Below are 12,114 nucleotides of genomic sequence, written 5' to 3'. Positions count from 1 at the left end.
GGTTGGGGAGGGGTGCTCTGGCCTTGGCGTTTGCCTTTGCTATTCCCGAAACCCCAACCCCAACCTCAATCCACCCCAGCCTCAAGCAAGCGCAGCTGCTCCCACCCCACGTGATGCATCAGCTCACGCACCACCACCAGGGCGGCTACGAAATCCGCCCGCTCGGGCAGCCCCTGGCTCCTGGCCGGCATTCCGGCCGCTACCTGCGCCAGTTGGTTGAACGCCTGCTCGACTTCATCGATGCCCAACTCCCAGATCGCCTGTTGCGGGTAGCCCAGCATCTCCGGCAAGGGGGCAAGCGCGGGATCAGCACATTCCAGTACCTCCAGCGAATCCTGGCGCAGGGCCGGAATCCAGGGCATGAGGGCATCCTCGATACTGGCGATGGCCTGTTCCACTGCCTGCTCCGACGGCGGAAAACGCTGCAGGCCCGACTCCAGCAACGATGACAGCGACAGCGGCAAGCTGATGTCCGTGGTTTGCCCGGCGCGCAGCCGGATCAGGTCTTCTTGCAGATACAGGTGCATACGCTTCTCCAGCTGGCAGGGCTTTCGGCGGTTCCGCCGCGGGCCGTGAGCGTCTATCGTGCCGGGTCCACAGTTGGTTGGGTGTACATGGATCGCAAACATTGGGTAATGGCCGTCATCGGCGTCACCGCTGCCGCCTTGGGCGCCAGCTTCCTGTGGGCGCCCCAAGCGCCCGCGCCTGCAGCGCCGCCGGCGACGCCGCTGGGCTGGCAGGCACGGATCGATCTGCTTGGCGGTGACGGGGTGGCGGGCAACGCTGCCGGCACCGCCGCGCAGACCCGCTTCAGTGATCCCTGGGGCCTGGTGATGGGCGGTGGCGTGCTGTTCGTCGCCGATGCCGGCGACAACAACCGCATCCTCTATCGTGGCCTGGATGGCCGCTTCCAGCTGCTGGCTGGGGGCATTGAGGGCCTGGCCGATGGCCAGGGCAGTGCGGCCAGGTTCAATACGCCCTCGGGCATTGCCTTGGACGCGCAGGGCAACCTGTATGTCGCCGACACCGGCAACCACGCCATCCGCAAGATCAGCGCACAGGGGCTGGTCAGCACGCTGGCGGGCAATGGCAGCCCCGGTTTTGCCGATGGCACTGCTGCGCAGGCACGCTTCAACGGGCCGATGGGGGTGGCAGTAGCGGCCGATGGCCGGGTCTATGTTGCCGATACCTGGAACGACCGCATCCGCGTGATTGCTACCGACGGCACCGTCACCACCTTGGCTGGCGGCGCGCAGCCGGGCTGGGAAGATGGCCCCGGCGCGCAGGCGCGCTTCGATACGCCCACCGATCTGAAGTTCGACGGCCACGGCAATCTCTGGATTGCCGACCTGCAGAACAATGCGCTGCGCAGCATTGATGGCAACGGCATGGTCAGCACCCGCGTCGGCATGCCCAACGCCGAGCGCGTGCTGTGGGGGCCGATGACGCTGGCCATCACCCACGACGACGTGGTCTATGTAGGCGAACGCCAGACCGGGCGTGTGGTGCAGCTGTCGCCGCACGGCCACATCGTCGCCGTGGCCGGCAACGATGCTCTGCGTTTTGCGCGCCCGGCCGGGCTGGCATTGGCGCCCGACGGCAGCCTGCTGTTGAGCGATGCCGATGCCTATCGCATCCATCACCTGGTGCCGCGCACTGCGAACATGCCGGAGGTGGCGCCGCAGCTGGGACCATCGGCGGACAACCCCCTGCCGGCAAACCAGGGCCGCTGGCCGCTGGCTCCGCAGTCGGGCTGGCATGAGGTGACCGGCACCCTGGGGGAGGTGCGTGGCAACTTCAGCGGTGAGAGCCGGCACCATCTGCACAGTGGTTTCGATGTGCGCGGCGACGTCGGCCAGACGGTGCTGGCGATTGCCAGCGGCAAGGTCAGCAGCCCGGCTTCAACCTGGACCCTGGGCGGGCAGGCCGAAGGCTTGTCGCTGGACAAGCTCGATTACATCCACATGAAGGTTGGCCGCGATGCATCCAACCGCGCGCTGGACCCGGCGCGCATGCAATTGGTGTACGACGACAGCGGCCAGCTTGATCGTGTGCGCGTGCGTCGCGGCACCCGCTTCCAGCCCGGTGATGCGCTGGGCAGCATCAACAACCAGGCGCATGTGCACCTGGCGGTGGGGCCGTCCGGCTATGAACGCAATGCCGTGCGTCTTGGCTTCTCGAACTATGCCGACCATGTGGCGCCGAAGATCGACGACATCGCCGTGCTCGACGCTGACAATCAACGCCTGGTCGAAAAAGTGGATGGACGCCTGCGCGTGTCGCGCGATGGCGCCGGCCTGCAGCTGGTGGTGGAAGCCTGGGACCAGGTCGACAACAATCTGCCGCGACGCCGGCTTGGCCTTTACAGCCTGGGCTATCAGATCCTGGACGGCAACGGCCGCGCGCTGTCCGGCTATGAGCAGCCGCGTACCAACATCATCTTCAATCGCATGCCGCCGCAGCGCGACGCGGTGAAGCAGGCCTATGCCGCCGACAGCGGCATCACCGTGCACGGCAGCAGCAGTACCCGCTTCCGTTATGTGCTGACCAATACCGTGCGTGATGGGCTGCTGGCCGGCGGTGCGCTGCAACTGGCTGAGCTGCAGCCGGGCAATTACACGATCCGGATCAGTGCGAAGGATTTCAGCGGCAATGAGGCGGTGGCAGGGCGTGAGCTGCAGTTGCTGTTGCAATGACGGATAAAAAAACCCCGGCGCTGGGCCGGGGTTTCAAGTACTTCGTTATTACAGAGAGATTGCGTTGTTGCGGTGGTTCAGATCAGAAGTCGTACGACGCGGTCAGGCGCACCGAACGCGGCGCGGTGTAGTAGGTCCCCATGCCGTAGGTGTTGGAAACCGTGTACGGGATGTCGTCCTCGTACTGCGCTTCGGATTGGATCTGACGCAGCTGGTTCAACACGTTGAACACATCCAGGCCAAAGGCCAGCTTGTGCTCGGCGAACGCCGGGCGATACATCACGCCCATGTCCAGACGCGTGGTCCACGGCTGGCGTCCAGCCTGGCCGGGGCGCGAAGGTGAACCGTTGCAGTAGTGGTACGAGGAGTAATAGCCGCCAGCCGGATCGCTACCGTCCGTACCGTAGAAGCCCAAGCAGCTCTTCGGCATGCCGGAGGTGACGCGCAGCGTTGCCGATGCGGTCCACTCATCGTTGAACTGATAGGCGCCATAGCCCTTCAGCTGATGACGACGGTCGTTGGCCAGATAGCCGCCTGCATATTCCATCAGGTAAGAGCTGTCCCAGTCCTGGGTCTTGGCGACGTCATCCTGGCCGATGTCGGATTTGACCTGGCCTTCGGTATTGCCGAAGTTGCGCGACCAGGTGTAATCCAGGCGGCCGTACCACTTGTCGCTCAGCGGGTGCTCGACGAACAGATCCACCGCGATGTACTCGCGCTTTGCTTTCTGGCCGTGGTAGCCCCAGTCATTGCCGCTCATCTGGAACGCGGTGTAACCCGAGCCATCGATGTGCTTGGCCATGAAGGTATTGGTCTTGCCCGGGTTGAAGATCACGCAACCGGGAACATCCAGGTTGGCCGTGTCCACGCCCATCGAATCGAGCTTTTCGTACATGCGATCGGAATCGCAGGTGTCGTCGATGGCGGTCTGCAGGCGACGGTAGGTGAACTTGGCGCCCGTGTTCCAGGACTCGCCGAGGGTCTTTTCGAAGCCCAGGATCAATTCATCCTGGTACTGCGACTTGAGGTCGGTCGGGGCGACCGACAGCGGGTCGGGTGCCTGGCCATATTCGTTGTTGGTGGAAATGGGGCCCGGGCCCATTGCCGTCAGGTCGATCGGATTGCCGTCGGCATCGATGCCACCGTACGTGAAGTACTCACGCGTGTAGGTCGAGGCCGACGCGCCGCGGATGGCAACGCTGTTGGGCAGGGCCAGGTAGTAGCGGCCCAGGTTGGCGAATACCTTCAGCGAGGAGTCACCGAAAACGTCCCAGCTTGCGCCCAGACGCGGTGCCCACTGGTCACCACTTTCAACATAGGCGATAGCATCGCTGTTGTAGTTGGTGAATTTGTCATTGCGGATACCCAGCGTTACCAGCCAGTTCGGCGTGACCTGCCAACGGTCTTCCAGGTAGTAGGCCTTCTGATCAACCGACATGCTGGTGGTGGTCGAGAAAATGTACTTTGCAACGTAGTAGCCCTCGCCACCTGGGGCAGCAACACCGGCACCAGCGTTCGGGGAAACATTCGGGTCGCTGGCCTTGCTGTAGATCCACGCGTAGCCGGGGCCCGTCATTGCCTGGCCTTCGTTGTGGCCATCGTAACGCATGTTGTCGATACCGGCGGTCAACTCATGGTTGCCGATACGGTACTGCAGGTCCATGCGCAGGCCGCGCGTCTTGCTACCCGCATCGCCCGCCTTGGTGTACAGGTCGGGCTGGTCGTTGCGGATCGGCGAGCCACCGGTCAGAGCCGTGTTCTGGTTGCCTGCACCGCTGATGTAGGGGTTGAGTGAATTGCCGGGGTTGGATTCCAGGTTGCTCTGCTTGCTGCGGCCCCACACTGCGCTCAGCGTCAAGTCATCGGTCAGGTAACCGGTGTACTTGAAGATGTCGAAGTCATCCTTGATCTTGATGGTGTTCGGGCTGGCACCGGTACGGCCGCCCTCTGACAAATTGTCGTAATCAAAGGCGGTGTAATAGCCGGCCTGGCGATCCGTGTTCTGTACGCGGGTGTATTCCAGCGTGTTGCTGTCGTTGATGTTCCAATCGATCTTGCCGTAGAACTTGGGCGCGCTGTAGCTGTAGTTGTTGCGGGCTTGCTGTGCGGATGCAACGCTGTTGGTGGACACGCCGTCGGTCTTGTCCGATTCGGCAGCCAGGTGCACGAACAGACGATCTTCGATCAGCGGACCGCTGACGTAGCCGCTGGCCGTGGTACGGGTGGCAGTGTCGTTGTTGCGATAGCGGTACAGCGTACCTGGCAGGCTGTCGTCGGTATAACCATAGCCATCGGGCAGCTTACGGTTCGGGTAGAACACGTCACGGGGCGATGCCGCCAGCGAGTCCGGCGCCCAGGTGGTCTGGACACCGAAGTGCCACTCATTGGTACCGCGCTTGCCGAGCTGGTTGATCACGCCGCCGGTGGAACGGCCGTAACCTGCGCTGTAACCACCGGTATAGGTTTCCTGCTGGTCGATGGAGCCGTAAGGCAGGCTGACGCCACCCAGGTTGCTCAACGGATTGGAGGCATTGAAGCCGTTGAGGTAGTACGCGTTCTCGGTGACGCTGGAACCGCCGAAGGAGAGTACAGAGCGCGAACCATTGGTGAAGGCGCTGCTGCCGGCCACCACGCCCGGGGCAAGCAAGGCGATGGCTTCAGCACTGCGGCCCAGCGGCAGCACATCCAGCTGTTCGGAGGTAATCACCGACTTGGAAACGGTGTTGCTCACGTCGATCTTGGGGATGTTGGCGGCGGTGACAGTCACCGCATCCAGCGTGGTGGCACCTGCGCCGCCGAAGGAGACTTCGGTACCCGCGCCGACGCGCAGCAGTACGTTTTCGCGCTTGTCGATGACCTGACCATCACGCTCCAGGCTGATCGAGTACTTGCCTACCGGCAGCGAGCCGAGGTTGTAGCGACCGTTGGCATCAACTGCAACGCTGCGCTTGAGGCCGGATTCGTTCTGGACGGTAATGGTGGCACCGGCGGCAGAGGGTGCGTTGCCGAACAGGGAACCGGTGGTGCTCTGGGCAGCGGCGGCGCCGATGACCGAGGTAAGGACGAGGGCCAGCGCGGTGCGCTTGAGCCGGGTGACGTTGGTGCTGCGGGTCATCAAATTTCCTTCTCTCATTGATTTGGCAAACTGCTGTTGCAACCGCGCTGCAGTGAAATGTAGTTTTCGTTACAGCTGAACGAAATCTTAATTTCACTCGAATGCATTTTGCAATATCAGCTGTAACTAATTTCAAGTAATTGAAATAGAAAGAAATATTGCGGGTGTTTGAGATTTTGCCCCTGTTCACATTGATACCTCTCACTTGTTCGCATTCGGTGTACTGGTGCGTTTTGAGAAAAAAGTGACAAGGCAGCGAGGCGTGGGTGATTCATTCCGTCTATCAATTCGAAGAAGTGTTCGATCAAAGACGATGGACAGTCTTCCTGCGATTGCCCTGATGACTGAAACGCGCACGATGCCCCAACCCCGCCCCGTACCTCTCATGCGAGCAGACCATCCAGCGTCTGCAGCTCGAAATGGCGGGGCTTGCCGGGGCAGTTGCCTGGTGATGGGCATGCAGGAAGGAGTGCATGTCGTTTTCATCGGCCCGGGCAGGCAACTGCCCACGCAGGTCCGGGTGTTCATCGACTGCTTGGTTGAGCAATGTCCGCTGGGCGGAGGGTCTGGCCGGCACGCAACCGGTGCTGGCGCACGAAGAGCGCCCGCTTGGTCGGCCGAAGCGGCGGCGTCAGCCGCGATATTTGAAACAAACGCCGTGACGCCCTCGCTCGACGTCGGCCCGGGCCATAGGCTGTTGACGGTTACACCGCTGGGTAACCGTTAGCTCATTCCTGCCGGACGGTGTAGCCGTTGAATCCATCAAGCCGATGGTGATGGCTGTCGGCTGGCGTGTTCGGCGACAAGAGGCATCGCAATCGCGTCGGTCAACGCGTTGTGACAATGCAGTGGTATCCGTTCGCGACGAGGGCTATGCGCCGACCCGTATCCGTTCCGCGTCCAGGTCATCCACCGCCCGCACCTCGATGCTGCCGTAGGCCGCCCACGGGAACTGCTTGGCGATGCGCATGGCGTCATCGGCGTCTGCTGCTTCGATCAGGTTGAAACCGGCCAGGATTTCGCGGGTTTCGGCGAAGGGGCCATCGATGACCTTGGTCTGGCCTTGACGGCTGCGCAGGGTCTGGGCGCTGGCCGGGGGCTGCAGACGCTGCGACATCAGCAGTGTGCCTTCGGCCTGCAGGGCATTGGCATGCTGCAGGCAGCCGCGCATCAATGTGTCGTAGTCATCGGCGGGCAGCGCCTGTCGCAATTGCGGGTCGATGTAGATCAGCAGCAGGAATTTCATGGTGCGGACTCGGACAGGTGGGCCCGCATGATCTCGCAACAGTCGTGCTGCGTTGCCGCATTAACCGATTCATAAAAAGACGGCGTACTCGTGTCGAGATTGCCTGCGCTGGCTCGTCGTACCTGTTGTGAAGCGGGCATGCCGCCTGCAACGGAGTACGGCAATGAAAGTGATGGTGTTGGTGAAGGCCACCCCCGAGACCGAGGCCGGGGTCATGCCCACGCAGGAAGAAATCGCGGCGATGGGCGCCTTCAATGAAGAACTGGTCAAGGCCGGCATCATGCTGGCCGGCGAGGGTTTGAAGCCCACCTCGCATGCTGCGCGGGTGCGCTTTGCAGCCGATGGCCGCAGTGTGATCGACGGCCCGTTCGCTGAAACCCGCGAACTGGTGGCCGGCTTCTGGTTGTGGCAGGTGCGCTCGCTGGATGAGGCCATCGAGTGGCTCAAACGTGCCCCGTTCACGCCTTCCAGTGGCAGCGCGGTGGAGGTGGAAATCCGCCCGTTCTTTGAAGCTGAAGATTTCGGCGCGGCCTTCACCCCGGAATTGCAGGCGCAGGAGCAGCGTTTACGCGAGCAGATCGAGCGCAACAACTGAACCCAACCCCGAGCAGCAGGAGCAGGACAATGAAATTGATTCCGTTTTTGGGCTTCAACGGCCAGACCCATGAAGCAATGGCGTTCTACGCCAAGGTGCTGGGCGGTAGCGTGGTGTCGGAAATGCACTACCGCGACATGCCGATGAATGAGGAGATGAAAGGCTGCGGTGAGATGCCGGTGGAAACCCTGGATTGGGTGGCGCATTGCCAGCTGGAAGCCAACGGCGCGACGTTGATGGCCGCTGACGGCCCGCAAGGTGCCGGCCCCAGCGCCACCACCATCAACATCGACGTGGACAGCATCGCCGAGGCCGAACGCATCTTCGCGGCGCTGGCCGAAGGCGGCCAGGTGCAGATGGCCTTGGCTGAAACCTTCTGGGCGCACCGCTGGGGCATGTTGCTGGACCGCTACGGCAAGCCGTGGATGGTCAATTGCATGAAGCCGATGCAGGCGGGGGCATGAGCATGAGCAATCCGCAGATGATCTTCGTCAATCTTCCGGTGCGTGATCTGCAGGCGACGCGTACCTTCTTTGCCGCCCTTGGTTACAGCTTCAATCCGCAGTTCAGTGATGACAACGCGGCCTGCATGGTGATCAGCGACAGCATCTTCGTGATGCTGCTGGTGGAGCCGTTTTTCCAGACCTTCACCAACAAACCCCTGAGCGATGCGCGCAAGCAGACCGAGGTGATCACCTGCCTGTCAGCAGCGAGCCGGCGGGCGGTTGATGAGCTGGTGGACAAGGCCCTGGCGGCCGGTGCCAGCGAGCCCATGACGGCGCGCGATTACGGCTTCATGTATCAGCGCGGTTTCGCCGACCTCGATGGCCACCTGTGGGAAATAGCCCATATGGATGGCGAGCCGGGCCAATAACCAGGAGACGATCATGGCTTACGTTGATGGATATGTATTGCCGGTACCCAGCGCGAAGCTCGATGCCTACAAGCGCATGGCCCGAAAGGCCGGCAAGGTGTGGAAAGAGCACGGCGCACTGGCCTATGTGGAAGCGGTAGCCGAGGATGTGAAGCCCGGCAAGCGCACTTCGTTTCCGCAGGCGGTGAAGTTGAAGGAGGACGAGGTGGTGGTGGTCGCCTATGTGGTGTTCCGCTCACGCGCGCATCGCGACAAGGTCAATAGCAAGGCGATGGCTGATCCCCGGCTGGCAGGCATGGGCCCGAAGGACATGCCGTTTGATGGCAAACGCATGTTCTGGGGAGGCTTCCAGCCGTTCGTGCAGCTGTGAGGCCGCGCTTCCTCCCTTGCGCCGAAGGCGCAGGGGGGGCTGTTGCTCTGTTCTGCGCTTCAGCAATGGAAGTTTTTGAATCGGATATATCACCTGCTTCGCGGCTGACGCCGCTCCTACAAAAATGCTTTTCGCACTTGCAGCGGTCGCAGCACGATGCTCTGATCGCTGCCTATGACCGATCCACAACTGCAGCGGTTGCTCGACACCTTATGGCGCATGGAATCGCCACGCCTGGTCGCGCGCCTTGCGCGCATGCTGGGTGACCTCGACAGTGCCGAGGAGTTGGCTCAGGACGCATTGGTAGCGGCGTTGGAGCATTGGCCGGAGCAAGGCATCCCCGACAACCCTGCCGCCTGGCTGATGGCCACCGCGCAACGGCGTGCCATTGATCGCCTGCGGCAACGGCACCTGCATGCACAGCGGCAGGCACAGGTCATCGACGAACAACAGGACTACGCCATGGGTGCGGACCAGTCCGAGCATCTGGATGACATCGGCGATGACCTGCTGCGGCTGGTATTCGTCGCCTGCCACCCGGCGTTGCCCGCCGATGCGCGGGTCGCATTGACCCTGCGCCTGCTGTGCGGCCTGAGCACGCACGAAATCGCCCGTGCCTATCTGCAGCCCGAGCCCACCATCGCCCAGCGCATCGTCCGCGCCAAACGCCTGCTGGCCGAGCGCAAGGTGGCCTTCGAAGTGCCGCGCCGGCAGGAACTGCCGCAGCGGCTGCAGTCGGTGTTGGATGTGGTCTATCTGGTGTTCAACGAAGGCTATGCCGCCAGCAGTGGCGAAGACTGGGTGCGCCCGACGCTGTGCGAAGAAGCGCTGCGGCTGGGCAGGGTATTGGCCGGCTTGATGCCCAACACTGTATCGGTGCTTGGCTTGCTGGCCCTGATGGAGCTGCAGGCCTCGCGGCTGCGTGCGCGGGTGGCGGCGGACGGGGCGGCGGTATTGTTGCTGGATCAGGACCGCAGCCGCTGGGACTGGCTGCAGATCGCCCGTGGTCAAGCGGCGTTGGCACAGGCAATAACGCTTGGCGGCGCAGACGATGCCTATGTGCTGCAGGCGGGTATCGCCGCCTGCCACGCCCGTGCCCGTCAGGCTGAGCAGACCGACTGGCAGGCCATCGCTGCGCTGTACGGTCGTCTGCTGGACGTGATGCCCTCGCCGGTGGTGGAACTCAACCGGGTGGTGGCGGTGGCGCAGGCGCAGGGTGCAGCGGCCGCCTGGCCGTTGCTGCAGCATCTGCTCGATGACCCGCAGCTGCAGGGCTACGCGCCGCTGCAGGCGGTGCGCGCCGACCTGCTGGCCCGGCTCGGGCGTGCCGCCGAAGCGCGGCAGGCGTTTGAAGATGCGGCGGCGCTGAGCGCCAATGCACGTGAGCGCGAAGCCCTGCTGACCCGTGCGGCAGCCGTGCAATAAGACACTGCACGCCTTCGCGCGTGGCTGGCTACACTCTGGGGGTTGCCTCACCACTGGAGTACCGCGTGAAACGAGTCGTAATCAGCCTGTTGGCGATGTCCGTGTCCACGGCCTTGATGGCCGCCCCGCCGAAATTCGACGGCGCCCGCATCTCGGCCGACGTCCGGGAGCTTTCCTCCGATGCCTATGAAGGCCGCTCACCGGCAACCGCGGGTGAGGAAAAGACCATTGCCTTCCTGAGCAAGCAGTTTGCCGCTGCCGGCATGCAGCCCGGTGGCGACCTGAAGGACGGCCAGCGCCTGTGGACCCAGGCCGTGCCGCTGCTCAAGGGCGATATCGTCGGCAAGCCGGAGCTCTCGCTTAACAGCCAGGGCAAGCCGCAGACGCTGAGCCAGGGCCAGGAGATCGCTGTGCGTGCGGCGATGAACGGAGCAAGCCAGGTCGATATCCGCAACGCGCCGCTGGTGTTCCTTGGCTATGGCGTCAAAGCGCCGGAGCGCAACTGGGACGACTTCAAGGGTGTCGACCTGAAGGGCAAGATCGCCGTGGTGCTGATCAACGACCCCGATTTCGAAACCGGCGCTGGTGATTTCGACGGCAAGGGCATGACCTACTACGGCCGTTGGACCTACAAGTTCGAAGAGGGCGCACGCCAGGGCGCCGCCGGCGTGCTGATCGTGCACGAAACCGCACCGGCGTCCTATGGCTGGGCGACGGTGGCCGGCTCCAATACCAACACCATGTTCGACGTGGTCCGGCAGAACCCGGCCGAGGCGCACCCGGCGCTGGAAGGCTGGATCCAGCGCGATCTGGCGGTTGACCTGTTCAAGCGTGCCGGCCTGGATTTCGAAGCCCTGAAGAAGCAGGCGCAGTCGCGCGACTTCCAGCCGGTGGAATTGAAGGGTGAGACCTTCTCGGCCAATTACCAGGTCAAGAACGAGGTGATCACCTCGCACAACGTGGTCGCGCGCCTGCAAGGCAGCACCCACCCGGACGAGACCATCATCTACTCCGGCCACTGGGATCACATCGGTGTCGGCGAGCCGGACGCGCGTGGCGACCGTATCTTCAATGGTGCGATGGACAATGCCTCCGGCACTGCGGCACTGGTTGAACTTGCCCGTGGTTTTGCTTCGCAGCCCAAGCCGCAGCGTTCGGTGGTGTTCCTGGCGGTGACGGCCGAAGAGAAGGGCCTGCTCGGCTCGGAGTACTACGCCAACAACCCGCTGTATCCGCTGGCCAAGACGGTGGCGGTGATCAACATGGACGGCATGTCGCCGTATAGCCCGTCGCGTGATTTCGGCATCTACGGCACGGCCAAGGTGGAGTTGCTGGACCAGCTCAAGGACGTGGCCAAGGCTTGGGACATCCGCTACACCCCGGACACCAAGCCCGAAGCCGGCCTGTTCTTCCGCTCCGATCACTTCCCGTTCGCCAAGCGCGGCGTCCCGGCGCTGTCGTACGGGGCAGGGCAGGACTGGATCGACGGTGGCGTCGCCGCTGGCAAGAAGGCCTCCGACGAGTACACCGCCAAGCGCTACCACCAGCAGGGCGACGAGTGGCAGGCCGACTGGACCTTTGCCGGCGCAGCCCGTGATCTGGAAGTGCTGTACACACTCGGTGAGAAGCTGGCCAACTCACGCGACTGGCCGAACTGGAGCCCGGAAGAAAGCTTCCGCGCGGTCCGCGATGCGAGCGCCGCAGAGCGCAAATAAGGCAGAACGCAAGTGCGCTTGAAGCCCTTCACACGATGCGCGAAAGGGCGAGAGCTTGAAGCCCCTCTCCCGCGTGCG

The 12,114-nt window shown here is 63.1% G+C and carries 10 protein-coding genes; 7 read left to right on the top strand and 3 right to left on the bottom strand.

Going from position 1 to position 12,114, the window contains the following annotated elements:
- Window positions 1-65: 65 nt before the first annotated feature.
- Complete coding sequence (locus tag ABB27_RS00050) at window positions 66-527, bottom strand: hypothetical protein (RefSeq protein ID WP_057626029.1); 462 nt, start codon at window positions 525-527, stop codon at window positions 66-68.
- Window positions 528-614: 87 nt separating this feature from the next.
- Between ABB27_RS00050 and ABB27_RS00045 the strand changes: the two genes are divergently transcribed.
- Window positions 615-2,696, top strand: coding sequence for an NHL repeat-containing protein (locus ABB27_RS00045; RefSeq protein WP_057626027.1), 2,082 nt, complete (start codon window positions 615-617; stop codon window positions 2,694-2,696).
- Between the two features lie 82 nt (window positions 2,697-2,778).
- On the opposite strand, the gene ABB27_RS00040 is transcribed toward ABB27_RS00045, so the two are convergent.
- A complete protein-coding gene (locus tag ABB27_RS00040; RefSeq protein WP_057626024.1) occupies window positions 2,779-5,811 on the bottom strand; it encodes a TonB-dependent receptor in 3,033 nt (1,010 codons plus the stop codon).
- Window positions 5,812-6,682: 871 nt separating this feature from the next.
- The gene (locus ABB27_RS00035) at window positions 6,683-7,057 is read right to left on the bottom strand and encodes a YciI family protein (protein ID WP_057626022.1); all 375 of its coding nucleotides are present in this window, start codon (window positions 7,055-7,057) and stop codon (window positions 6,683-6,685) included.
- Between the two features lie 163 nt (window positions 7,058-7,220).
- On the opposite strand from ABB27_RS00035, the gene ABB27_RS00030 reads away from it, so the two are divergent.
- The 6 genes from ABB27_RS00030 (at window position 7,221) to ABB27_RS00005 (ending at window position 12,036) form a co-directional block, all read left to right on the top strand.
- Window positions 7,221-7,652 (top strand): YciI family protein, encoded by a 432-nt coding sequence (locus ABB27_RS00030; protein WP_057626019.1) that lies wholly within the window; start codon window positions 7,221-7,223, stop codon window positions 7,650-7,652.
- A gap of 29 nt (window positions 7,653-7,681) precedes the next feature.
- On the top strand, window positions 7,682-8,116 hold the full coding sequence (locus ABB27_RS00025) for a VOC family protein (RefSeq protein WP_057626018.1): 435 nt from the start codon (window positions 7,682-7,684) through the stop codon (window positions 8,114-8,116).
- On the top strand, window positions 8,113-8,526 hold the full coding sequence (locus ABB27_RS00020; protein WP_057626017.1) for a VOC family protein: 414 nt from the start codon (window positions 8,113-8,115) through the stop codon (window positions 8,524-8,526). The genes ABB27_RS00025 and ABB27_RS00020 overlap by 4 nt, the downstream gene beginning before the upstream one ends.
- Window positions 8,527-8,539: 13 nt before the next feature.
- Window positions 8,540-8,896, top strand: coding sequence for a DUF1428 domain-containing protein (locus ABB27_RS00015; RefSeq protein ID WP_057626014.1), 357 nt, complete (start codon window positions 8,540-8,542; stop codon window positions 8,894-8,896).
- A gap of 174 nt (window positions 8,897-9,070) precedes the next feature.
- The gene (locus ABB27_RS00010) at window positions 9,071-10,321 is read left to right on the top strand and encodes an RNA polymerase sigma factor (protein WP_057626012.1); all 1,251 of its coding nucleotides are present in this window, start codon (window positions 9,071-9,073) and stop codon (window positions 10,319-10,321) included.
- A 65-nt stretch (window positions 10,322-10,386) separates the two neighbouring features.
- Window positions 10,387-12,036 (top strand): M28 family metallopeptidase, encoded by a 1,650-nt coding sequence (locus ABB27_RS00005; RefSeq protein ID WP_057626010.1) that lies wholly within the window; start codon window positions 10,387-10,389, stop codon window positions 12,034-12,036.
- The last annotated feature ends 78 nt before the right edge of the window (window positions 12,037-12,114 follow it).

The sequence above is a fragment of the Stenotrophomonas terrae genome, from assembly GCF_001431465.1.
Taxonomy (GTDB): Bacteria; Pseudomonadota; Gammaproteobacteria; order Xanthomonadales; family Xanthomonadaceae; genus Stenotrophomonas; species Stenotrophomonas terrae.
The sequence above is the reverse complement of the archived record's forward strand: the minus strand, read 5'-3'. Positions and strand labels throughout refer to the sequence as shown.

Bases quoted from the DNA above. Each gene is read 5' to 3' on its own strand.
- ABB27_RS00050 (WP_057626029.1), bottom strand. From the start codon at position 527: ATGCACCTGTATCTGCAAGAAGACCTGATCCGGCTGCGCGCCGGGCAA.
- ABB27_RS00045 (WP_057626027.1), top strand. From the start codon at position 615: ATGGATCGCAAACATTGGGTAATGGCCGTCATCGGCGTCACCGCTGCC.
- ABB27_RS00040 (WP_057626024.1), bottom strand. From the start codon at position 5,811: ATGACCCGCAGCACCAACGTCACCCGGCTCAAGCGCACCGCGCTGGCC.
- ABB27_RS00035 (WP_057626022.1), bottom strand. From the start codon at position 7,057: ATGAAATTCCTGCTGCTGATCTACATCGACCCGCAATTGCGACAGGCG.
- ABB27_RS00030 (WP_057626019.1), top strand. From the start codon at position 7,221: ATGAAAGTGATGGTGTTGGTGAAGGCCACCCCCGAGACCGAGGCCGGG.
- ABB27_RS00025 (WP_057626018.1), top strand. From the start codon at position 7,682: ATGAAATTGATTCCGTTTTTGGGCTTCAACGGCCAGACCCATGAAGCA.
- ABB27_RS00020 (WP_057626017.1), top strand. From the start codon at position 8,113: ATGAGCATGAGCAATCCGCAGATGATCTTCGTCAATCTTCCGGTGCGT.
- ABB27_RS00015 (WP_057626014.1), top strand. From the start codon at position 8,540: ATGGCTTACGTTGATGGATATGTATTGCCGGTACCCAGCGCGAAGCTC.
- ABB27_RS00010 (WP_057626012.1), top strand. From the start codon at position 9,071: ATGACCGATCCACAACTGCAGCGGTTGCTCGACACCTTATGGCGCATG.